The sequence below is a fragment of the Rhizobium sp. 25PS6 genome (assembly GCF_032464655.1).
In the GTDB taxonomy this organism is placed as follows: Bacteria; Pseudomonadota; Alphaproteobacteria; order Rhizobiales; family Rhizobiaceae; genus Rhizobium; species Rhizobium laguerreae.
This window is the reverse complement of record NZ_JAWDIV010000026.1, coordinates 58,265-78,965: the sequence shown is the minus strand read 5'-3', so window position 1 is coordinate 78,965 and position 20,701 is coordinate 58,265. Positions and strand designations below refer to the sequence as shown.

General features: G+C 61.3%; 21 protein-coding genes and 1 pseudogene. 13 read left to right on the top strand and 9 right to left on the bottom strand.

Going from position 1 to position 20,701, the window contains the following annotated elements; translation table 11 throughout:
• Positions 1–465: 465 nt before the first annotated feature.
• From RWK44_RS30085 to RWK44_RS30070, 4 genes are all read left to right on the top strand, one after another.
• Entirely contained in the window at positions 466–759 is a 294-nt protein-coding gene (locus tag RWK44_RS30085; RefSeq protein ID WP_168284013.1) for an ArsR/SmtB family transcription factor, read from the top strand.
• Between the two features lies 1 nt (position 760).
• Entirely contained in the window at positions 761–1,927 is a 1,167-nt protein-coding gene (locus tag RWK44_RS30080; RefSeq protein WP_316029861.1) for an MFS transporter, read from the top strand.
• 24 nt (positions 1,928–1,951) lie between these two features.
• Entirely contained in the window at positions 1,952–3,076 is a 1,125-nt protein-coding gene (locus RWK44_RS30075; RefSeq protein ID WP_316029860.1) for an alkene reductase, read from the top strand.
• Positions 3,077–3,150: 74 nt separating this feature from the next.
• Positions 3,151–3,951 carry an aminoglycoside phosphotransferase family protein gene (locus RWK44_RS30070; protein WP_316029859.1) on the top strand — a complete coding sequence of 267 codons (801 nt, stop codon included), beginning with the start codon at positions 3,151–3,153 and terminating at the stop codon, positions 3,949–3,951.
• Here the strand turns inward: RWK44_RS30070 and RWK44_RS30065 are convergent.
• Positions 3,948–4,970, bottom strand: a complete 1,023-nt coding sequence (locus RWK44_RS30065) for an NAD(P)H-binding protein (RefSeq protein WP_131639583.1) — start codon at positions 4,968–4,970, stop codon at positions 3,948–3,950. The two genes, RWK44_RS30070 and RWK44_RS30065, sit on opposite strands and share 4 nt — an antisense overlap.
• A gap of 94 nt (positions 4,971–5,064) precedes the next feature.
• Here RWK44_RS30065 and RWK44_RS30060 point away from each other — a divergent pair, with 94 nt between their 5' ends.
• Both RWK44_RS30060 and RWK44_RS30055 read left to right on the top strand, forming a co-directional pair.
• Positions 5,065–5,964, top strand: coding sequence for a LysR family transcriptional regulator (locus tag RWK44_RS30060; protein WP_077978877.1), 900 nt, complete (start codon positions 5,065–5,067; stop codon positions 5,962–5,964).
• Between the two features lie 105 nt (positions 5,965–6,069).
• Positions 6,070–6,585 carry a GrpB family protein gene (locus RWK44_RS30055; protein WP_077978878.1) on the top strand — a complete coding sequence of 172 codons (516 nt, stop codon included), beginning with the start codon at positions 6,070–6,072 and terminating at the stop codon, positions 6,583–6,585.
• Here the strand turns inward: RWK44_RS30055 and RWK44_RS30050 are convergent.
• Positions 6,582–6,869, bottom strand: coding sequence for a DUF2188 domain-containing protein (locus tag RWK44_RS30050; protein WP_316029858.1), 288 nt, complete (start codon positions 6,867–6,869; stop codon positions 6,582–6,584). The genes RWK44_RS30055 and RWK44_RS30050 overlap by 4 nt on opposite strands.
• A gap of 231 nt (positions 6,870–7,100) precedes the next feature.
• Between RWK44_RS30050 and RWK44_RS30045 the strand changes: the two genes are divergently transcribed.
• Entirely contained in the window at positions 7,101–8,198 is a 1,098-nt protein-coding gene (locus RWK44_RS30045) for a calcium:proton antiporter (RefSeq protein WP_131639585.1), read from the top strand.
• A gap of 105 nt (positions 8,199–8,303) precedes the next feature.
• On the opposite strand, the gene RWK44_RS30040 is transcribed toward RWK44_RS30045, so the two are convergent.
• From RWK44_RS30040 to RWK44_RS30020, 5 genes are all read right to left on the bottom strand, one after another.
• Positions 8,304–9,173, bottom strand: a complete 870-nt coding sequence (locus RWK44_RS30040; protein ID WP_168259100.1) for a 3-deoxy-manno-octulosonate cytidylyltransferase — start codon at positions 9,171–9,173, stop codon at positions 8,304–8,306.
• A gap of 46 nt (positions 9,174–9,219) precedes the next feature.
• Positions 9,220–10,206: a glycosyltransferase family 8 protein gene (locus RWK44_RS30035; protein WP_168259110.1), complete on the bottom strand. Its 987-nt coding sequence runs from the start codon at positions 10,204–10,206 to the stop codon at positions 9,220–9,222.
• Between the two features lie 100 nt (positions 10,207–10,306).
• The gene (locus RWK44_RS30030) at positions 10,307–10,693 is read right to left on the bottom strand and encodes a type II toxin-antitoxin system VapC family toxin (RefSeq protein WP_077978882.1); all 387 of its coding nucleotides are present in this window, start codon (positions 10,691–10,693) and stop codon (positions 10,307–10,309) included.
• A gap of 2 nt (positions 10,694–10,695) precedes the next feature.
• The gene (locus RWK44_RS30025; RefSeq protein WP_011652922.1) at positions 10,696–10,956 is read right to left on the bottom strand and encodes a type II toxin-antitoxin system Phd/YefM family antitoxin; all 261 of its coding nucleotides are present in this window, start codon (positions 10,954–10,956) and stop codon (positions 10,696–10,698) included.
• Between the two features lie 101 nt (positions 10,957–11,057).
• Positions 11,058–12,260: a pyridoxal phosphate-dependent aminotransferase gene (locus RWK44_RS30020; RefSeq protein ID WP_018495440.1), complete on the bottom strand. Its 1,203-nt coding sequence runs from the start codon at positions 12,258–12,260 to the stop codon at positions 11,058–11,060.
• Positions 12,261–12,645: 385 nt separating this feature from the next.
• On the opposite strand from RWK44_RS30020, the gene RWK44_RS30015 reads away from it, so the two are divergent.
• Genes RWK44_RS30015 through RWK44_RS30005 form a run of 3 tightly spaced genes read left to right on the top strand, consistent with a single transcriptional unit; the run spans position 12,646 to position 16,996 of the window.
• Positions 12,646–15,033, top strand: a complete 2,388-nt coding sequence (locus RWK44_RS30015) for a marine proteobacterial sortase target protein (protein ID WP_316029857.1) — start codon at positions 12,646–12,648, stop codon at positions 15,031–15,033.
• A complete protein-coding gene (locus RWK44_RS30010) occupies positions 15,023–15,796 on the top strand; it encodes a class GN sortase (protein WP_132610288.1) in 774 nt (257 codons plus the stop codon). The genes RWK44_RS30015 and RWK44_RS30010 overlap by 11 nt, the downstream gene beginning before the upstream one ends.
• Positions 15,797–15,853: 57 nt before the next feature.
• Positions 15,854–16,996 carry a PQQ-dependent sugar dehydrogenase gene (locus RWK44_RS30005; RefSeq protein ID WP_222040408.1) on the top strand — a complete coding sequence of 381 codons (1,143 nt, stop codon included), beginning with the start codon at positions 15,854–15,856 and terminating at the stop codon, positions 16,994–16,996.
• A gap of 4 nt (positions 16,997–17,000) precedes the next feature.
• Here the strand turns inward: RWK44_RS30005 and RWK44_RS30000 are convergent.
• Positions 17,001–17,458 (bottom strand): annotated as a pseudogene (locus tag RWK44_RS30000) (DUF3052 domain-containing protein).
• Positions 17,459–17,558: 100 nt separating this feature from the next.
• Between RWK44_RS30000 and RWK44_RS29995 the strand changes: the two are divergent.
• From RWK44_RS29995 to RWK44_RS29985, 3 genes are all read left to right on the top strand, one after another.
• Positions 17,559–18,449, top strand: coding sequence for a DMT family transporter (locus tag RWK44_RS29995; protein WP_025395438.1), 891 nt, complete (start codon positions 17,559–17,561; stop codon positions 18,447–18,449).
• Between the two features lie 486 nt (positions 18,450–18,935).
• Complete coding sequence (locus RWK44_RS29990) at positions 18,936–19,151, top strand: cold-shock protein (RefSeq protein ID WP_003561293.1); 216 nt, start codon at positions 18,936–18,938, stop codon at positions 19,149–19,151.
• 141 nt (positions 19,152–19,292) lie between these two features.
• Positions 19,293–19,745: a BA14K family protein gene (locus tag RWK44_RS29985; protein WP_025395439.1), complete on the top strand. Its 453-nt coding sequence runs from the start codon at positions 19,293–19,295 to the stop codon at positions 19,743–19,745.
• Between the two features lie 61 nt (positions 19,746–19,806).
• Here RWK44_RS29985 and RWK44_RS29980 read toward each other — a convergent pair whose 3' ends face one another.
• Positions 19,807–20,679 (bottom strand): oxidoreductase, encoded by an 873-nt coding sequence (locus tag RWK44_RS29980; protein WP_221999391.1) that lies wholly within the window; start codon positions 20,677–20,679, stop codon positions 19,807–19,809.
• Positions 20,680–20,701 lie beyond the last annotated feature (22 nt).

Genomic DNA, 20,701 nt, shown 5'->3' with positions numbered 1-20,701 from the left:
ATATCGCTTATAGCTGATGCACATGGTGGCTTTTCCTCCCAGTTCCACCGCATTAGCTGTTCCCCTCTGGAGGTTTTTGACCTTCACACTTATAAGGGCCCTGGTTTTCCAGTGGCCCTCTTTTTTTGCCTTTCTTCCTCAGCGTAATGCCGCACCGCAAAAAATTTGTGCGGCGCATAGCAGACATGCACAAAAAAGCATTGAAACCTGCTCAAGGAAGCACCATATCCCTCTCAGCTGATGCATCTTGTGGTTTCTCTCCCAGTACCACCGCATTAGCTGTTCCCCTCTGGAGGTTTTTTGACCTTCACAATTATAAGGGCCCTGGTTTTCCGGTGGCCCTCTTTTTTTGCCCAAAATTTGCTCATTCAATAAAATCCATCGCCTCACGCCTCCGTGATTTGCATATCGAAGCCTGACGATCGATATATCGGTCAGAGACGATTTATAGTTCGGCGAACGACGATGGACAAAGACGAAATTATCAAGGCGCTCGCCCATCCCACCCGGATGGACATTTTGAACTGGCTGAAAAGTCCCGAGGAGCATTTCCCCTCGCAGGAGCATCCTTTCGAAATGGGCGTCTGCGCCAGCCAGTTCGAGCGCTGCGGCCTGTCGCAGTCGACGGTCTCGGCCCATCTCGGGACGCTGCATCGTGCAGGCCTCGTCACCACCAAACGCGTCGGCCAGTGGATCTTTTACAAGCGCAACGAAGAAACCATCGCCGCCTTCCTCAAGCAACTGACGCAGGACCTTTAGAATGCCCCTCGCCCTCCTCGTTCTAGCCTTGAGCTCGTTTGCGATAGGCACCACCGAATTCGTCATCATGGGTCTGTTGCCGGAGGTCGCCGCCGATCTCTCAGTCAGCATCCCGCAGGCCGGGTGGCTGGTGACCGGTTACGCCCTGGCGGTCGCCATCGGCGCCCCTGTGATGGCGATTTCGACTGCGAAGCTGAGGCGCCGCACCGCCCTGATTGCGCTGATGGCCTTCTTCATCGCCGGCAACCTGCTTTGCGCTCTGGCGAGCGACTACTGGGTGCTGATGATCGCCCGTGTCGTGACAGCTCTTTGCCACGGCGCATTCTTCGGCATCGGCTCGGTGGTCGCCGCCGGCCTCGTTGCCGAAGATCGCAAGGCCCGCGCCGTCGCGCTGATGTTTACCGGCCTGACACTTGCCAATGTTCTCGGCGTGCCGCTCGGCACTGCGATCGGCCAGGCCTATGGCTGGCGCGCCACCTTCGGCGTCGTCACCGTCATCGGTATCGTCACCATATCAGGCCTGATCGCCATCCTGCCCAGGGACAAGCAGCAGGAAAACGGCAGCATCCTGCGCGAGATCGCAGCACTCAGGAGTGGCCGCCTGTGGCTGGCGCTCTCCACGACCGTCTTCTTCGCCGCCTCGATGTTCGCCCTCTTTACCTATATCGCGCCGCTGCTGCGCGACGTCACCGGCGTGTCACCGGAAGGCGTCACCTGGACGCTGTTCCTGATCGGCATCGGGCTGACCATCGGCAACCTCGTCGGCGGCAAGCTTGCCGACTGGCGGCTCGGCGCAACGCTTGCCGGCGTCTTCGCCGCGATCGCCATCACTTCGATCGCCTTCAGCTATACGAGCCGCTTCTTCATCCCGGCCGAAATCACCCTCTTCCTTTGGGCAATGGCAAGCTTTGCCGCCGTACCGGCGCTTCAGGTCGGCGTCGTCGGCTTCGGCAAGGACGCACCAAACCTCGTCTCGACGATCAACATTGGCGCCTTCAATACCGGCAATGCGCTCGGCGCCTGGGTGGGCGGCCTGGTCATCGACGCCGGCTTCGATCTCACCCGCGTTCCGCTCGCCGCGGCCTTGATGGCCCTGATCGGCCTCGGGGCCACTGCACTCACCTATCTCTCCGCCAGGGGCCGGTCCGCCCTCGCCCCTGCCGAGTGATCCTCCCGCAAAGAAAGGACCATCATGGCCAAGCTTTTCGAACCCACGAAAGTCGGCGACATTTTAGTCAAGAACCACATCGTCATGGCGCCGCTCACCCGCAACCGCTCGCCGGGCGCAATCCCCAACGACCTCAACGTCGAATATTACCGTCAGCGCGCTACCGCTGGCCTGATCATCACCGAAGCAACCGCGATTACCCATCAGGGCCAGGGTTATGCCAACGTGCCGGGCCTGTATAGCAAAGAGGCTTTAGACGGCTGGAAGCGCGTCACCGACGCCGTTCACGCAGCCGGTGGCAAGATCGTCGTCCAGATGTGGCATGTCGGCCGTATCTCGCACACGACGCTACAGCCGAACGACGGCAAGCCGGTTTCCTCGACCAACCGCATCGCCAAGGCCAAGACCTATCTGGTCAATGCCGACGGCACCGGCAGCTTTGCCGACACCTCCGAGCCGCGCGCGCTCGAAACCGCCGAAATCCCCGGCATCATCGAGGATTACCGCAAGGCTGCCCGTGCGGCGATCGATGCCGGCTTCGACGGTGTCGAGATCCACGGCGCCAACGGCTACCTGCTCGACCAGTTCATCCGCGACGGTATCAACGACCGTACCGACCAATATGGCGGCTCGATCGAAAACCGCACCCGTCTGACCTTTGAAGTCGTCGATGCCGTGGTCAAGGAAATCGGCGCCGGCCGCACCGCGATCCGCATCTCGCCAGTGACGCCATCAGGCGAAAGCTACGATTCCAATCCGCAGGCGACCTTCAGCCATGTCGTAGAAGGACTTGCCAAATACGAGCTGGCCTATATCCATGTCATCGAAGGGCAGACTGGCGGCGACCGCGACTACAAGCAGGGCGACAATCCCTCCTTCGATTACAAGGCGCTGTGCCAGACTTATGAAAAGGCCGGCGGCAAGGCCGACTGGATGGTCAACAATGGTTACGATCGCGCTCTGGCGATCGACGCCGTCGAAAGCGGCCGCGCCGATCTCGTCGCCTTCGGCAAGCCCTTCATCGCCAATCCCGATCTCGTCGAGCGCCTGGAACACAACCTGCCACTCAACACGCCCGACCAGTCGACCTTCTATGGTGGCACCGGCAAGGGCTATATCGACTATCCCATTCTCGAAAAGGTCGCCTGACCTTTCACACGCGAATGCGAATCCCGCCGAAAGGCGGGATTTCCATCTTCGGCGGGTTTTTGTAGGGTGCCGCCATGTTTGCTCCCTATCTTGATCGCTGGTCGCTCATAACAGACGGCGAGCCCATCATCACCCACTCCAGCCGCCTGCTGCCGGTCCTCTGGCAGGACAGGCCTGCCATGCTGAAAGTGGCGGCCGATATCGACGAACGATACGGCGCGCTTCTGATGCAGTGGTGGGAGGGGGACGGGGCAGCCTATGTGTATGCCCATGAGGGCGATGCCGTGCTGCTCGAAAGGGCGACGGGAAAACGCTCGCTGCTTGCCATGGCCATGAACGGCGAGGACGATGAGGCAAGCCGCATCCTCTGCCGCACCGCGGCCCGGCTGCATGCGCCGCGCGATAAACCGCTTCCCGATCCCATCTCCCTTACCCGCTGGTTCCGTGATCTGGAGCCGGCGGCAGGCAAGCATGGCGGCACGCTTGCCGATTGCTCGGCGATCGCAAACGTTCTCCTTGCCGATCAGTGTGATCTCACCATCCTCCATGGCGACATCCACCACGACAATATCCTCGATTTCGAGGCGCGCGGCTGGCTGGCCATCGATCCGAAGCGGCTGTACGGCGAGCGCGGCTTCGATTTCGCCAATATCTTCGCCAACGAAGAACTGCCTGTCATCACCGATCCCGCCCGTTTCCGCCGCCAGTTGGCCATCGTCTCCGCGGAGGCGAAGCTGGAGCCGAAGCGGCTGCTGCAGTGGATCGTAGCCTATTCCGGTCTTTCCGCCGCCTGGTTCCTCGGCGATCCGAATATTCAGCAGGCAGAAACGGCCCTGACGGTCGCCCGGATCGCGCTGGCCGAACTCGAGAGCTAACCCGCGTTCCGCGACAAGTGCCCGATCAGGGCGTCCGCCGTGTCACGATGCGGTCCGGGCAGGCAGCCAAGCGCCACGAGCGAAGCCCTTACCGCCTCGTCGATCGGTGTCTGCGGCTCTTTGCCGAGTTCGGCCGTAAGCTTGTCGTTCCTCATCCGCACCGGCACCTTCCAGAGATAGCGCATCTCCTTGATCTCCCGCATCACGGGTACGAAGAGTGCAGCAAGCGGCAAGAACCACCAGGGGAAGTTGCCGATCTTTGCCTTACCGCCGGCAACGCGCTTGATCGCTTCGGCCATCTGCATGCCATCAGCATCCCAGAAGCCCTCCATGTGATAGACAGCGAAGTCCGGCAGCCGTTCGGCCCGCTCGATGAGTTGGGCGATGGTTTCCGCCATGTCTGGCAGGTAGGTCCATTGATGACCGACACCGCGCCGACCCGGGTTCCTGATCGTGCCGACCGGCTTGCCTGGGGTTACGAGACCAGACGAAAACCAGCTATTGGCCGTCGTGCCTGGGCCGAAGAAATCCCCCGCCCTGACGATGATGACGCCGGCGCCGGACTGCGACGCGGCCTTCAGCCGCCTCTCCATTTCGACCCGGATCGTCCCCTTCTTCGTCACCGGATGCTGCGGGCTTTCTTCCGTCGGCGCCCGTAGGGCGTCGGGTCCGAAATTATAAACGTTGCCCGGTAGCACGATGCGCACGCCGACAGTGCGAGCAGCGGCGATGGTATTGTCGAGCATCGGCAGCACCAGCGTTTCCCAGTCGCGATAGCCGGGCGGATTGACGGCATGGACGATCAGGCCGACCCCTTCGGCCGCCCTCAGGACGTCGCCCGCATTCATCGCATCGCCCTGCACCCATTCGAAAGCCGGCTCGCTCCTCGACGCCTTGGCGGCGTCACGGTTGAGTGCCCGGACACGCCAGCCGCGCGCAAGCAGCTTGCGGGCAACCGCGCCGCCGATACCGCCTGTCGCGCCGAGAATAAGGGCCGTCATCTTCATTTCGCTGCTCATGACAATCATCTCCTTCGATCGGATGAGAGGATCATGCCATCAGCGTGGCATAAACAAAATTGACGAAAGAAATACGTCTGTTATACAAAAATGCATGAGGACGGAGCCGAGCTGGGATTTCTACCGTAGTTTTCTTACCGTGCTTCAGCAGGGGTCGCTTTCGGCGGCCGCCCGCGAACTGGGGCTAACCCAGCCAACCATCGGCCGCCATGTCGACGCGCTGGAACTGGCAATCGGCGCCGAACTTTTCACCCGCTCGCCGAACGGCCTGCTGCCGACCGACGCCGCACTTGCGTTGAAGCCCTATGCCGAAACGCTGGCGGCAACCACCGCCGCCCTTTTGCGCACCGCATCCGGTGAGCGCGAGCGCGTGGCGGGAACGGTCAGGGTTAGCGCCAGCGAAGTCATCGCCGTCGAAGTGCTGCCGGGGATTCTCGGACCGCTGCAGGAGACCTATACCGAACTGCAGATCGAGCTCTCGGCTTCCGATGCGATCGAGGACCTCGTCAACCGCGAGGCCGATATCGCCGTGCGCATGGCCGAGCCGCAGCAGGCTGCACTCGTCGTGCGCCGCATCGGCGATATCCCCCTCGGCTTTCATGCCCATCGCCGCTATCTCGAACGGTACGGCATGCCGCAAACCCTGGCCGACCTCGCAGACCACCGCCTCATCGGCTTCGACCGGCAGACGGCCTATGTCCGCATGGTGATGAAACGCTATGCGGTGCCCGGCATCGAATTCTCCTACAGAACCGACAGCAATCTTGCCCAGCTTGCGGCAATCCGTGCCGGCGTTGGCATCGGCATCTGCCAGACAGGACTCGCGCGTGAAAATCCCGACCTTGTTCACATCCTGCCTGATGCTTTCAGCATACCGCTCGGCACATGGGTGGCGATGCATGAGAACTTGAAGTCTTCGCCGCGCTACCGCGCAACCTTTGACGTATTGGTCAAGGGGCTTCAGGACTATCACCGATATTCGACAAGCGCATAATTCAGAAAATCAGAATCGATTTTCGGGAGGAATCATGCGCAAATTTCGAACCGATAGAGCCTCCTTAACGCGTCCTTTCGGACGAGCATCCCAGCGGAACTGGAAATGAGAACGCACAGCCCGGTCGAACTCGTGCCCTGCGATCCGCAATGGCCGCAAGCCTTCCAGCGGATCCGCGGCAGGCTGCTGGCCTTGCTGCCGCAGGCGCTCTCCATCGATCACATCGGCAGCACGTCCATACCGGGCATGACAGCCAAGCCGCTTATCGATATCGACATCGTTCTTCCCGGTCTCGGGCATATCGAGGGCGCCACACGTGTGCTCCTGGCAGAAGGCTACGAGCCGCGCGGCAACCGCTATGACGACGATGTCTGGGCTTTTCTATCGAAAGGTTCGGTGCCGGCAGAACGGGTCTACCTTTGCCCTGAAGGTAACGGCACGCATCGAAACAGGCTGGCTTTCCGGGATTATCTCATCGCGCATCCGCAAGCATCGGCCGATTATGCCGCGCTCAAACGCAGGCTGGCTGCCGAATACAGGATGGACGGAGACCGCTATACTGCGCATAAGCGCGAATTCGTCGATGCGATCGTCGCGCGGGCATTGGCGGGAGATGGTTAGCTGCCGATGCCTCGCGAGGCCTCGGCCGTGCGATTCTTCCACTGGCCGTCCACCACCTCGGTTTCCGGCCGGTCGCCGCCCTCGGCATATTCCTCATGCCATTTGCCGTTCTCGTCCTGCCAACTGATCTCGGCGGAATCGCCGCCGACCTGCTGTTCGGCCGCGACGATGCGCGCAGCTTCGAGCGCCTCGGCATGGGTCGGGAATGCCTCGGAATAGACACCCCCCAGCCTGTAGGCCCAGCCGCCGTCATGCGGCACGACTTCGTAGACCACCTTGATCATGCATCCGTCTCCTCATCTTCTTGTTGCGCATTCGCACGCTTCCGGAAAAGATCCGGATCATCGCGGCCGCTTGACGAGAATTCGAGGACGCCGCGATCTGCTTTCCGGCCCCGATGACGTTCAGTATTCCATTAAACGCCGAAGACTGCAAATCGCACTCGACCAGGACTTTCTTGATATATGAAATCAGTGACTTAGATAGAACGCATCAATCGGGGCAGGAGCTGAGGCTTGGGGATCGCGTCACGCTTTAAAGAGGAAAAGTTTCTGGTCGCCGCACTTGTCGTTGCAGCGATCGCTTATTTCTCGGAACATGCGGTGATCGAGATGGGGCGCGGCGTCGCGCTCATTGCCGCCGCTGCCCTGGTCGGCACCATCGTGCTCGCCTCGATCCGCGTTGCCCATCATGCCGAGCTGCTCGCCGTCAAGGTCGGCGATCCCTATGGCACGATGATCTTGACGCTCTCGGCCGTCGCCGTCGAAGTCATTATCCTCGCCATCATGATGAGCAGCGAGAGCTCGCCGACGCTGGTGCGCGATACGATCTATTCGGCGCTGATGCTCGATATCAATGGCATTCTCGGCCTCGCCGCCCTGCTCGGCGGCCTCAAGCACGGCGAACAGCCCTACAACGACAATTCCGGCAAGACCTACGGCGTGATGATCCTCACCGCCATGGGCATCTCGATGATCGTGCCGGAATTCGTGCCGAGCGACAAATGGCACTATTATTCCGCCTTCACCATCGTCGCGATGATCGCGCTTTATGGCCTCTTCCTACGCATGCAGGTTGGCCAGCACAGCTATTTCTTCAGCTACAGCTATCCGCGCTCCGAACGGAAGAAAGAAAGTCCGCATGAGCATGACCACGACGCACCGGCCGCGATCTCGATTGCCACCATTCTCGCCGGCGTCGTCATTATCGGCCTGCTCGCGGAATTCATGGCGGCCTTCATGACCGAAGGCCTGCGCGACAGCGGCGCTCCGATCGCCGTAACCGCCGTCGTCGTCGCGGCGATTTCGGCCGCCCCCGAGATTCTGACCGCGTTGAGGGCAGCACTCAGGAACCGCATGCAGGCGACGGTCAACATCGCCATGGGCGCCTCGTTGTCGACGGTCATCCTGACGGTGCCCGTCATGGAGGCGATCGCGCTCTATACCGGCCAGCCCTTCATCATGGCGATGACCCCGGTACAGACGGTGATGGTGGCGATCACGCTGATTGCCGCCGCGATCAACCTCAACGACGGCGAGACCAACGCCATCGAGGGCATGACGCATTTCATCCTCTTCGCCACCTTCGTCATGCTGACGGCGCTGGGGCTTTGAAGGCTGCGTCTCCCCCGAAAGGGGAACGGAGAGCAGTTATCCGCACGGTAACGTCAACTTACGGAGCGGCCTGACAGCCCGCCTTTTGAGGAGAGCTTTCGACAGTCATTCCTTCGACTTTTCGAGGAAACGCTGCTTGCGGGTTTTCGGCTTGAAGCGCCGGAAGAAACCCTCGATGGCGCGGATGGATTTGGTGACGGACATGAGCCTGTCGATCTGGCTGTTTGCGTTGTGGAGCCGTTCCGACAGGACTTCGGCCGCCGTCATCGCGATCTCGATCGGCGGCACCTGTGGAAACCGTCTGGCAAGTGCCGCATAGGGGCTGGCATCCACGCCGCCCATCATCGAGATCGTGCCCATTCGTGCAAAGAGACGCAGGAAGATCTGCTCAAACGTCCAGTCGTGCACGTCGAAGACCTTCCATTTCTCGCTCCTCTTCGCCGAAAAACCGGCAAGCAGGATCTTGCCCGGCAGTTGCAGCTCGGCGAGCCACAGCGCCACCGCAAAACCGCTCGTCGCGATCTTGCCCACCGGATAGAGGTCGACGAGCATTTTCGTCAGATCAAGGTGACGGGTTTCAGCGCCTTCGAAGCGGCCCTCCTCGCTGAAATTTTCCTCCGGGGAGACGCGAATGTTGACGACGCCCAAAAAATCGTCGCCGGCAAAGAAGCGCAGGACACCCGCCGCCTCGTGCCGGTGGACGATATTGGCGCCCATCACGCCGCTGCGGGCAAACAGCACCGCATGCCCGGCGAAGGGTTCGTCGAGCACCTTATAGACATTATTGAAGAAGACGTAGAGCGCCGTCTCCGGCAATTCGCTTCGCAGCCGTTCGAAATCGACGGCTTCGCTGTTTGCCACCAGCACGACGTGGGAATAGCGCGACAACAGCGCCTTCCACGCCTCCGGCGTCAGGAAATTGAAGCCACTATCCGGGGCGGGCATGGTCTGGGTGTCGCTAGGGATTGCTTCCATATCGGCTCACATGCACTTTCCAAGGACGATGCGCTCGGCCGTCCCACTAGCTGTTGCTGAAATAAGCGCGTGTCCGCGCCAGCCGCGCCAGCCCGCCGATCCGCTTTCCCAAATGCGAAAGGAACCCCGTAATCCGGCCCGTCATCGACGGCTGCCTGCAGAAGGAAGCCCATGGCGTATTGGCGAGGTCCTCGGCATAACGCTTGGCCATCCGGCGATGCACCCACGGCACAGTCGCCTGCCACGGCTTTTTCCGGCCGGTGAAATGGATGATCGCCGGCCGGCCAACGAAAGGCAGGAGGCCCGTCTGCGTGTTCCAGCGCGGATCGAGCACCAGCCAGTCGCCGTCGAAAGTGACGTTCAGCGCATCTTGGTCGTTATTCTCGAAAAGATGCGACCGCTCCTCGAAAATCTCCCGTGTCCTGGCAAAAAGCCCCCTCGCCTGGGAGGCCGACCAGTCGAACAGCAACACGCCGGCGTTGAAATACCGGCCGCCCTCGCGCATGCCGATCTTCCGCTGCCGTGCGCCGGCCTTCTCGGGAAAGGCCATGACATAATCGTCTATGGCGGCAAGCGCCTTGCCTTGCAAATCCACGGCGAAGAGGTCGTCGACCGGCGCAACCGCAAGCACATCGGCATCGAGATAAAGCAGCCGCTCAACATCATCGGGAATGTGCAGATCCATGTAGAGCCGCGCCAGCGTCGCGCCCGACCAGCGACCCCGCGCCTGCAGCGCCGTATCTGGCGTATTGTAGGGCAACACCTTGATTGCCATGCCGTGCAGCCGCGCGAAATTTCCGACCTCGGCGATCTCGTTCGGCTTGAGGTCGATGCCGAGAAGCAGGAACTCCACAGTGGAATTTGAGAGATTGCGCTTGACGGAAAGCAGGGTGCAGCAGGCGGCCGGCAGCATGTTGACATCCGAACAGACGATCACGGCACTCTGCTGCAAAATCCCGGCCTCCCGAAGCGGCGACTTAAACTGATGCCGGATATCTAGTTGGTTTGATGCCAACCCGCAACCGCAGATCACCCGCCAGACCGTCACTCTGCGTCACGTTTTGAATCGGATTTCAACGACTTGCGAGGCGAAGCGGATTCAGATGAGGAGCATATTGAATCGGAAAGTGAACTTAGAGCCGCAGCGCCAATGGATGATCAACGAGCAGCCGGTCGACTGTCGCAAGCTGCAGCCCCTCGACCTTGCATTGCGCAAGCAGCAAGCGATCGAAGGGATCGCGCGCCTCCGGCTCGGGGTCAGCGGCGGTGATGACGTGCGCGATATCGATGGGCAGGATCGTCAGCCCGATCTCCCCGAGATAAAAGGGAATGGTCTCGAGGGGCAATCCGGGCTGCAATTTTCCAAGCCTGGTCTTGATGGCAATTTCCCAGAGGCTGGCGACGCTGACGAAACCGATGGCGGCACCGTCCGAAAGCACCTGCTCGACACGCGGAAAACGCTCCGCCAGTTTCTTCTGAGCAATTGCAATCACCATGTGCGTGTCAAGCAGCAGACGCATGATCACGGCAGCGGCTTGAGAAGAAAATCTTCCGGCAAAGGATCGTCGAAGTCGTCGGCGATATACATCTCCGTGCGCGTGATACCCTTGGAACGAAGATAGGCTTCGCCGGCTTCCAGGTTCAAACCGCCGCGTTTTTGATGCGGCACGAGATCGAACACCGGCCGGCCGTTGCGTGTCACGACAATGGTTTCACCTTCCTCGACCTCACGGGCGAGTTCGGTCAGGCGGTTCTTCGCATCACGGATCGAAACGGTCTTCATGAGGGTAAATGTAGCTACATGCAGCTACATCGTCAACGTCGCCGCAAACAAAAAGGCCCGCCGTCGCCAGCAGGCCTTCGATTTGTGTTTTTGAGAACCGCTTACTTGCAGGCGCCGCAGAAGCGCTGGATGCGGCGGCAAGCTTCCTCGAGCAGCTCTTCCGAAGTCGCGTAGGAGATGCGGAAGTTCGGGCCGAGGCCGAAGGCCGAACCGTGAACGACGGCGACGCCTTCCGTTTCCAGAAGCTCGGAAACGAAATCCTCGTCCGTCTCGATCACCTTGCCCGACGGAGCCGTCTTGCCGATCAGGCCGGCGCAGGACGGATAGACATAGAAGGCGCCCTCCGGAACCGGGCAGACAATGCCCTTGGCCTGGTTCAGCATCGAAACGACGAGATCGCGACGACCTTCGAAGATCTTCTTGTTCGCAGGGATGAAGTCCTGCGTGCCGTTCAGCGCTTCGACAGCCGCCCACTGGGCGATCGAGGTCGCACCCGAGGTCTGCTGACCCTGGATCATGTCCATCGCCTTGATGAGCTGGATCGGACCGGCTGCATAGCCGATACGCCAGCCGGTCATCGCATAGGCCTTGGAGACGCCGTTCATCGTCAGCGTGCGGTCGTAGAGCTTCGGCTCGACTTCCACAGGCGTGACGAACTTGAAGTCGCCATAGGTCAGGTGCTCGTACATGTCGTCGGTCAGCACCCAGACCTGCGGATGCTTCATCAGCACATCCGTCAGCGCCTTCAGCTCGTCCTGCGTATAGGCCGCCCCCGTCGGGTTGGACGGCGAGTTGAAGATGAACCACTTGGTCTTCGGCGTGATCGCCTTTTCGAGATCGGCGGCCTGGAGCTTGAAGTTATGCTCCTGGGTGGCCGATACGAAAACCGGCGTGCCGCCGCACAGCGCCACCATCTCAGGATAGGAAACCCAATAAGGCGCCGGGATGACGACTTCGTCGCCGGGGTTCAGCGTCGCCATGAAGGCGTTGAAAAGGATCTGCTTGCCGCCGGTGCCGACGATCGTCTGCTCCCAGGAATAGTCGAGGCCGTTCTCGCGCTTGAACTTGGCGGCGATCGCCTTTCGTAGTTCCGGGATACCGGAAACCGGCGTGTACTTCGTTTCGCCGCGGTTGATCGCGTCGATGGCGGCCGTCTTGATATTATCGGGCGTATCGAAATCCGGCTCACCCGCGCCGAGGCCGATGACGTCACGTCCTTTTGCTTTCAGCTCGCGCGCTTTCTGGGAGACGGCGATGGTGGCTGAAGGCTTCACACGGGAAAGAGCATCGGCAAGGAAAGCCATGATAACGGTCCTAATGGTTGAAACGGGCAGAAAGCCGGGACCGGAGTTCTGCGGTTAGCTCTATGTCCAATGTATGACGGCATTTCAAGCGCAAAGGCGTGATGGAGGCAATGATTCTTATTGATCGATTCGTCGCGCCACCCGCCCGGCACGCCGCCCCCCTCGGAGAGGCTTGCGTCACGCGGTCGAAACGCCACGCGCAGATCTTGAGTCAATCTCTGAAATCATCCGGATTTATCCCCTGAAATCAGTGGCATCGTCGAATTCGGCCATTGCCACGAATAAGCCGCAACAAATGCCGCGCCACGCCGCAATTCCGTCGCGAGCGCGCCGAGATCGAAGCCGCATCATCAAGTCTCCGAAATTGGTTATTGAGGGTATGCCAATGTTTCTGGAAGATGAGTTGACCATAGGGCGCATTCGTGCGCGCCGAATTTCCATTTCAGTCCTTGTTGCCGTCACCGCCTTTGCCGCCTGCATCGCTGCGATACTGGGACTTGCCTCCGCCGCCCGCGCCGGGCAGACGCCGCAGGCATCCGCCCAGCTCGCAGCGCTTGTCCGGCCGAACGACGTCAATAGCGGCTCGCTGCTCTTTCCGTCGAAGGAGCCGGGCTTCTATGTCGAAGCGCCGCGGCTGAAGACCGATGTCGCCATCGATGTCTCCGGCCCGATCGCCAGGGTGAAGGTGACGCAGCGCTTCCAGAATCCGAGCCAGGGTTGGGTCGAGGGCACCTACGTCTTCCCGCTGCCGGACAATTCCGCCGTTGACGCGCTGAAAATGCAGATCGGCGAACGCTTCATCGAAGGCCAGATCAAGCCGCGCCAGGAAGCCCGCGAGATCTACGAGCAGGCCAAGGCCGAGGGCAAGAAGACGGCGTTGCTCGAACAGCAGCGGCCGAACATCTTCACCAATCAGGTCGCCAATATCGGTCCCGGCGAAACCATCGTCGTCCAAGTCGAATACCAGCAGACCATACACCAGTCGGGCGGAGAGTTCTCGCTGCGCTTCCCGATGGTCGTCGCTCCGCGCTACAATCCGGCGCCGATCGTCCAGACCGTCGAGTTCAACAACGGCGCCGGTTTCGCCACGCCGCGCGACCCGGTGGAAAACCGCGACAAGATCGCAGCCCCCGTCCTCGACCCGCGTGAGAACGCCAGGATCAATCCTGTTTCGCTGACCGTCGACCTCCGGGCCGGTTTCCCGCTCGGCGATGTCAAATCGTCCTTCCACGCGGTCGATATCAGCCAGGACGGCGATCAGGCGAGGACGATCGGCCTGAAGGCGGACACCGTTCCCGCCGACAAGGATTTCGAGCTCACCTGGAAGGCCGCTCCCGGAAAGATGCCAAGTGCCGGCCTCTTCCGCGACGTGGTTGATGGTAAGACCTATCTGCTCGCCTTCGTCACCCCGCCCACGGCCTCGGATGCGGCAGCGCCGCCGGCAAAACGCGAGGTGGTCTTCGTGATCGACAATTCCGGCTCCATGTCCGGCCCGTCGATCGAGCAGGCGAGGCAGAGCCTGGCGCTTGCCATCTCCAAGCTGAATCCCGAAGACCGCTTCAACGTCATCCGTTTCGACGACACGATGACTGACTATTTCAAGGGTCTCGTCGCAGCCACCCCCGACAATCGCGAAAAGGCGATCGCCTATGTCAGAGGCCTGACAGCGGACGGCGGCACGGAAATGCTGCCGGCCTTGCAGGCTGCATTGCGCAACCAGGGACCGGTCGCAAGCGGAGCGCTGCGCCAGGTCGTGTTCCTGACGGATGGTGCGATCGGTAACGAACGGCAGCTCTTCCAGGAAATCACCGCAAACCGCGGCGATGCCCGTGTCTTCACCGTCGGCATCGGCTCGGCGCCGAACACCTATTTCATGACCAAGGCCGCTGAAATGGGCCGCGGCACCTTCACGGCGATCGGCTCGACCGATCAGGTGGCAAGCCGCATGGGCGAGCTTTTCGCCAAGCTGCAGAATCCAGCCATGACCGATATCGCCGCAACATTCGAAGGCATCGAAGCCGAGAATATCACGCCGAACCCGATGCCGGACCTCTACAGCGGCGAGCCCGTCGTGCTGACCGCGCAGTTGCCTGACGATAAGCCCGCCGGCAAGCTGCAGATCATCGGCAAGACAGGCGAGCAGCCCTGGCGCGTCGAGATGGATATCGCCAATGCCGCCGACGGCAGCGGCATTTCCAAGCTCTGGGCACGCCGCAAGATCGACGATTTCGAGGCCCGTGCCTATGAACGACAGGATCCGGCCGCGCTCGACAAGGATATCGAGACCGTGGCGCTCGCCCACCATCTCGTCTCCCGCGTCACCAGTCTGGTTGCCGTCGATGTCACCCCGTCGCGCCCGGCCGATCAGCCGCTCGGCTCGGCCAAGCTGCCGCTCAATCTGCCGGATGGTTGGGATTTCGATAAAGTCTCCGGCGAAAACGCTGCCCCTCTTGGCGGCGCAGAACGCCATGGCTCGGCTACGCCGGCAGAAAACAGCGGGCCGCAGCAGGCGGCGGTCGAAACACAGGATCTCGCCGCATCGCCGGAGATCGCAAACATGATGGCCGCAGCCCCGACCGCCAAGGCCGCCACCATGATCGCGCAGAAGAGCTCTACCGTGAACCTGCCGCAGACGGCGACACGCGCCGACGAGCAGATCATCCGCGGGCTTACCATGCTGCTCCTGGCGCTGACGGCAGCAAGCGGGCTGGCCGTCTGGCGGCGGCGCCTCAAGCGCATTATCGCGGTCGGAGCCAAGCAAAATGGTCTCTAGGCTCTCTGCAAACCAGAACGGCGAAGCGGCCGAATTCGAGCCGCTTCCGACCTATCTGGAACTCGCCATGGCCGCGGCTACGGCCCACGACATGCCGAAGCCGCGCCAGCGGAAGGGTTTCTTCCTCTGGCGTCTTTCCTCGATCGAAAAGGCGATCGCCTTTGCCATTGCCGGCCTTGCCTTCTATGGCTTGGCGCTGATCGGCGACGGCTTCCTGCTCAAGGCGAAAGCGGAACTCTCCCAGATCCTGCTGAAACGCGCATTCGCCGCCGAATTGCGAGGCGAAGAGACAAAACCCTGGCCCTGGGCGGATTTCACCACGGAGGCCAAGGTGCGCGCCCCGCGCCTCGGCAAGGAGGCGATCGTGCTCTCCGGCGCCTCCGGCGAGGCTCTGGCCTTCGGTCCGGCCTGGCTCGTCAACACGCCGCAGCCCGGCGAGGAAGGCACCTCCGTCATCGCCGCCCATCGCGACACGCATTTCCGCTGGCTGCAATATATAAGGCCTGGCGATACGATCGAAGTCACCCGCCGCGACGGCAAACTATTGACCTTCAAGGCCGGCGAGGGCCGCATCGCCCCGTGGGATGCCAACGGCATCGATCCCTCCTCCGATGGCCACAGCCTGGTACTGACCACCTGCTGGCCCTTCAATGCCACCGAACGCGGGCCGCTACGCTACATCCTTGAGGCAGAATTGGTCGATAGCCAGGCGACGGGCTCCGTTCAACCGACAAACACAAAGCCGTTATTGCAGGCCCAATGAGGTTGAAGCCCTTCCCTGTCGCTCCACGTTCAGCATGATGTGACGACGGGGAAGCAAATGAAGAGAATATCCGCCATCCATTTCGCGGCAGCGCTAATCTTCGCGGGCGCCGTGTCGGTCGATGCGGCAGATACCGTGAACACGCAAGGCCCAGCCGTCCGTGTTGAAAAACTGGCCGATGGCCTCGAACATCCCTGGGCCGTCGAGGCATTGCCCGACGGCGCCTATCTCGTCACCGAGCGGCCAGGCCGCCTGCGTATTATCCGCAACGGCGAACTATCCGATCCGATCGGAAATGTGCCCAAGGTCAGCGCCCGCGGCCAGGGCGGCCTCATGGACCTGGCGCTCGCTCCGGACTTTGCCACGAGCAGAAAGCTCTATTTCACTGCCGCCATGGCCGACCGCCAGGGCTCCGGCACCAAAGCCTTCAGCGCGACGCTTTCCAAAGACGACAAGACGCTCGAGGCCGTGACGCCCATCTTCAGCATGCGACGCTTCACCTCAAGCAACATCCACTATGGCTCCCGCATCGCGATATCAGGTGATGGTTCACTGTTCATCAGCGTGGGCGACCGCGGCGACCGCAAGCGCTCGCAGGATTGGCAGGACAACGCCGGCTCGATCATCCACATCAATCCCGACGGCAGCATCCCCGCCGACAATCCCTTCAAGGACAGCGGGAAGGGTCTGCCGGAGATCTGGTCGAAAGGCCACCGCAACCCCCAAGGCATTGCCTTCGATGCCAAGGACGGCAAGCTTTACACCGTCGAACACGGTGCGCGCGGCGGCGACGAGATCAACCAGCCCGAGGCCGGTAAGAATTACGGCTGGCCCATCATCACCTACGGCCGTGACTATTCGGGCGCCGAAATCGGCGAAGGCACCGCCAAGGAAGGGCTGGAACAGCCGCTGCAGTATTGGGACCCTTCGATCGCGCCTGGCGCGCTCGCCGTCTATCGCGGTGCCATGTTCCCAGAATGGGACGGCGACTTCCTCGTCGCGGCACTGAAGTTCCAGCTGCTCTCGCGCATGCAGCGTGACGAGAGCGGTGCGTTCGTCACCGAGGAGCGCCTGTTCAAAGGCGAGTACGGCCGCATCCGGGACGTCGTCGTCGCACCCGACGGCGCGCTGCTCATGGTGACGGACGAGAACAACGGCGCGCTGCTCAGGATCTCGAGAGCCCAAGCCCGTAACGGCTGAGAGATCACAACGCGCCGCGCAATTCCTTGCGGATGACGAATTTCAACCCGTCGACGGCGCAGACCTTGATGTCGACCAGACCGGTTGGGAGCAGAACCTCCCGCAGCACGTCCTCGGTGATATCGGTCGGCACGCGTGAACTCTTCTTCGGCCAGGAGATCCAGATCATACCGTCCGGTTTCAGGACACAAAAAAGCGCGGGCGCGATGGCCTCCAGCGCCCCCCGTTCTGTCGTAAACAGATGGACATAATCGAACGCACGCTGAGGCTTCTCCGGCAGTGCGCGGACGCTGAGGCAAAACCGGCGAAACCGTTGATGTCGCCGATCGTTTCGGTAATGCCGAGAAGAGCGACTGCCTGCCCCTGTGCAAGGCCGAGTTTCCTGACGAGCGGCGTGCCGGAATAGCCTGCCGTCCCACCCGCCGCCGCATCGCCGGCCAGCTTCTGTTCTTCGCCTCGCATGTCTTCGCCTCCGTCAACCGGCACGAAGTCTTCACCCTTGCCGAAAGGAAACGCAACTGCTAACCGCTTGAGCATACCTCCCTTCCCCATCGAGGCTGACATGACGCGCGTTCAGGCGAACCTCCTCCTATTGCTTGCAGCTGCCATCTGGGGCGGCGGCTTCGTCGCGCAGTCGACGGCGATGAAGGCGATCGGTCCCTTCTGGTTCATCGGCCTGCGTTTTGCCGTCGCCACGCTGGCTGTGCTGCCCTTCGTCCTTTTTGAAGCGCGCAAGGCAAAGGAGAAGACCAGCGCGCGCCATGCGAAGCTCTATTTCCTGACCGGCCTTGCCCTTTTCGGCGGCGCCGCCACGCAGCAGGTCGGCCTGCAGACGACGACGGTGACCAATTCCAGCTTCATCACCGGCCTCTATGTCGTCTTCGTGCCGCTGATCGCCGTGTTCTTCCTGCGCCGTGCCCCGCATTGGATCATCTGGCCGGGGGCGCTGATGGCGGTCACCGGCATCTATCTCCTGTCCGGCGGCCATCTCTCGGCGCTGACACCCGGCGATCTGCTGACCGTCGTCTGTGCCGTCTTCTGGGCGATCCAGATCACCCTTGCCGGCACGACCGTTTCCGAGACCGGAAGGCCGCTCGCGCTCTCCGCCACGCAATTTGCCGTCACCGCAGTCTGTGCGCTGGCCGTTGCTGCAGCCGTCGAACCCGTCAGCCTTTCGGCGATACAGGCGGCGGCGCCGGAGATCCTTTATGTCGGCATCTTCTCGTCAGGCCTGGCTTTTGTGCTGCAGGTGATCGGCCAGCGCTATACGACGCCCTCGCAGGCCGCGATCTTTCTTTCTTCCGAAGCGCTCTTCGGTGCCTCGCTTGCAGCCCTGCTGCTCGGCGAGACGATGCCGGTAACAGGTTATGCAGGTTGCGCGCTGATGTTTATCGCTATGCTTGTGGTCGAACTCGTGCCATGTTTGACCCGCCGCCGCCTGCCAGCCACGTGAACACGCGTCCAAATATGGCTGGGCCACCCATCGGGAAAAAAATTTATCGGACGCGGGAAACGCGTTCACGTTGCATTTTTGGGAAAATCTGCTCGGAACTTATATTGCCGACGATATAAAACGTTAATCATTCCCTATCGGCGAAGGAAATTTTGCGTTTTTGCGCAAATTGGACACCGGCGGGGGTGTGCCCCGAACGACACGTTAAAAAACTTTTGCTTGCCAAAATCCTTTAAACGCAGCACTCTCAGCGCGTTCGGGCATTTTGCGAGCATGGGAAGTCCTTAAGTATTTGCGCGCCGGGAACGCTAATATCCCGGTCAGCCGGTTCCGAAAATGGCGGGCGAAAGTCCTGCCCGGAACAGGCCGAGGTAGAGGGGACCTTTTTCTCAAATTTCAAGAATTGCCTGCCAACACCTCCCGCAAGGAGGCAATGCTATGATGCTGCCCGTGTGGATGGCGGGCAGAGAGAAAAGGACCTGAGGCATGGCAGAGACTGGCACTGTAAAATTCTTCAATACCGACAAGGGCTTCGGCTTCATCAAGCCGGACCGGGGCGGCGCCGATATCTTCGTTCACATTTCTGCCGTTCAGGCCTCCGGCCTGGCCGGTCTGACGGAAAACCAGAAGGTAAGCTTCGACACGGAGCCGGATCGCCGCGGCAAGGGCCCGAAAGCCGTCAATCTGCAGATTGCGGGCTGAACCCTTAACAAGGCTGGCGAATTCGAGTTGAAGCCCGGCAGCAATGCCGGGTTTTGTTGTTCAGCCTTCGTTCAGCTACAAATCTGTACTACTTGCACCATCGAGAAAGGAGCTGACGTTCGGCTCCCGGGATTAGGACTTATGCTTATGAACAGGCTCGCAAAAACTCTCCTGCTGACCGCAACGGTCGCCGCGCTTACTATCTCTGCCGTTGGTGAAGCATCGGCCCGCGACCGCCACTGGCGCCGTCACGGCGGCAATGACGCGCTCGTCGGCGGCGCTGTCGGTCTTGCCACCGGCTTGATCGTCGGCTCAGCGATCGCCAACGCTAATAACGGTCCTGTTTATGAAGAGCGCCGCTACATCGACCCGGCCTACGAGCCGGATTATTACGAGCCCGCTCCGGTCTATCGCGCCCCGCGTCGCGTCTATGTTGAGCCTCAGCCGCAATATTACGCTCCGGTGCGCACCGCGGTGGAGCCCTGGTCGCCGCAATGGCAGCGTTACTGCTCTTACCGCTACCGCTCCTTCGATCCGCGTAGCGGCACCTATATCGGCTATGACGGCCGCAGCCACTTCTGCACCGCCGGCTGATCGCGCAACAATCCCTGATACAAAGCGCCGCTTCTCAGCGGCGCTTTTGTTTTTTGCCTCGTCAACCGGCCTTCTTTACCCAAGGCATCGGTCCTACCTCGGCGTCCGGTTCAAAATCGGTCGAGACGCTGACGGCCCGCCATTCCCGATCGGCCTCGATACGCGCCGCATCCGCTTTCTCGACATTGCGCACGGCATCGCTGCCGAGCAACAGCCGCAGCGGCGGCTCGTCGAGACTGGCAATGTGGATGACGACCGCAGCCGCTTTTGCCGGATCGCCGGGTTGGCGGCCGTCGTATTGGCGCTGGAAGCGCACCGTAGCGCCGACCGTCTCCGCATAGTCGTGCCGCCCTTCGGCAAGCACCGTCGAGGAGCCGGCGAAATCTGTCCTGAAGCCGCCGGGCTCGATCACCGTCACCCTGATGCCGAACGGCGCGACCTCCTTCGACAGCACCTCGGAAAAACCCTCGACACCGAATTTCGCCGCCGAATAGGCGCCGCGGCCGGCAGGTCCGATCCGGCCGCCGACGGATGAGAACTGGATTATGTGCCCCGCCCCCTGCCCGCGCATCAGGGCGATGACTGCCTTGGTCATGATGATCGTGCCGAAGAGGTTGGTCTCGATCTGGGCCCGAAAATCAGCAAGGCTGGTATCCTCGATAGAGCCGACATTGCCGTAGCCGGCATTGTTGACAAGCACGTCGATGCGCCCGAACCTCTTAACACCAGCCTTAACTGCCGCGGCTGCCGCCGCCTCGTCGGTCACGTCAAGCGCCAGCGTCAGGACCTGATCGCCATACCCTTCGGAAAGATCGGCAAGCTGGCCGGGATCGCGCGCTGTCGCCACCAGATTGTCGCCGGCGGCCAATACCGCCTCCGCCAGCGCCCGGCCGAGACCGCGTGAACTCCCTGTTATCAACCAGACCCTGGACATCGGAAACCCTCCTTCTTTGGTT

What these genes read in the sequence shown, in the direction of transcription:
- RWK44_RS30050 (WP_316029858.1), bottom strand. Translation starts at nt 6,869, where the DNA reads ATGATCAAGGTGGTCTACGAAGTCGTGCCGCATGACGGCGGCTGGGCC.
- RWK44_RS30040 (WP_168259100.1), bottom strand. Translation starts at nt 9,173, where the DNA reads ATGGAAGCAATCCCTAGCGACACCCAGACCATGCCCGCCCCGGATAGT.
- RWK44_RS30075 (WP_316029860.1), top strand. Translation starts at nt 1,952, where the DNA reads ATGGCCAAGCTTTTCGAACCCACGAAAGTCGGCGACATTTTAGTCAAG.
- RWK44_RS29990 (WP_003561293.1), top strand. Translation starts at nt 18,936, where the DNA reads ATGGCAGAGACTGGCACTGTAAAATTCTTCAATACCGACAAGGGCTTC.
- RWK44_RS30080 (WP_316029861.1), top strand. Translation starts at nt 761, where the DNA reads ATGCCCCTCGCCCTCCTCGTTCTAGCCTTGAGCTCGTTTGCGATAGGC.
- RWK44_RS30005 (WP_222040408.1), top strand. Translation starts at nt 15,854, where the DNA reads ATGAAGAGAATATCCGCCATCCATTTCGCGGCAGCGCTAATCTTCGCG.
- RWK44_RS30085 (WP_168284013.1), top strand. Translation starts at nt 466, where the DNA reads ATGGACAAAGACGAAATTATCAAGGCGCTCGCCCATCCCACCCGGATG.
- RWK44_RS29980 (WP_221999391.1), bottom strand. Translation starts at nt 20,679, where the DNA reads ATGTCCAGGGTCTGGTTGATAACAGGGAGTTCACGCGGTCTCGGCCGG.
- RWK44_RS30065 (WP_131639583.1), bottom strand. Translation starts at nt 4,970, where the DNA reads ATGAGCAGCGAAATGAAGATGACGGCCCTTATTCTCGGCGCGACAGGC.
- RWK44_RS29985 (WP_025395439.1), top strand. Translation starts at nt 19,293, where the DNA reads ATGCTTATGAACAGGCTCGCAAAAACTCTCCTGCTGACCGCAACGGTC.
- RWK44_RS30060 (WP_077978877.1), top strand. Translation starts at nt 5,065, where the DNA reads ATGAGGACGGAGCCGAGCTGGGATTTCTACCGTAGTTTTCTTACCGTG.
- RWK44_RS30025 (WP_011652922.1), bottom strand. Translation starts at nt 10,956, where the DNA reads ATGAAGACCGTTTCGATCCGTGATGCGAAGAACCGCCTGACCGAACTC.
- RWK44_RS30055 (WP_077978878.1), top strand. Translation starts at nt 6,070, where the DNA reads ATGAGAACGCACAGCCCGGTCGAACTCGTGCCCTGCGATCCGCAATGG.
- RWK44_RS29995 (WP_025395438.1), top strand. Translation starts at nt 17,559, where the DNA reads ATGACGCGCGTTCAGGCGAACCTCCTCCTATTGCTTGCAGCTGCCATC.
- RWK44_RS30015 (WP_316029857.1), top strand. Translation starts at nt 12,646, where the DNA reads ATGTTTCTGGAAGATGAGTTGACCATAGGGCGCATTCGTGCGCGCCGA.
- RWK44_RS30030 (WP_077978882.1), bottom strand. Translation starts at nt 10,693, where the DNA reads ATGCGTCTGCTGCTTGACACGCACATGGTGATTGCAATTGCTCAGAAG.
- RWK44_RS30020 (WP_018495440.1), bottom strand. Translation starts at nt 12,260, where the DNA reads ATGGCTTTCCTTGCCGATGCTCTTTCCCGTGTGAAGCCTTCAGCCACC.
- RWK44_RS30070 (WP_316029859.1), top strand. Translation starts at nt 3,151, where the DNA reads ATGTTTGCTCCCTATCTTGATCGCTGGTCGCTCATAACAGACGGCGAG.
- RWK44_RS30010 (WP_132610288.1), top strand. Translation starts at nt 15,023, where the DNA reads ATGGTCTCTAGGCTCTCTGCAAACCAGAACGGCGAAGCGGCCGAATTC.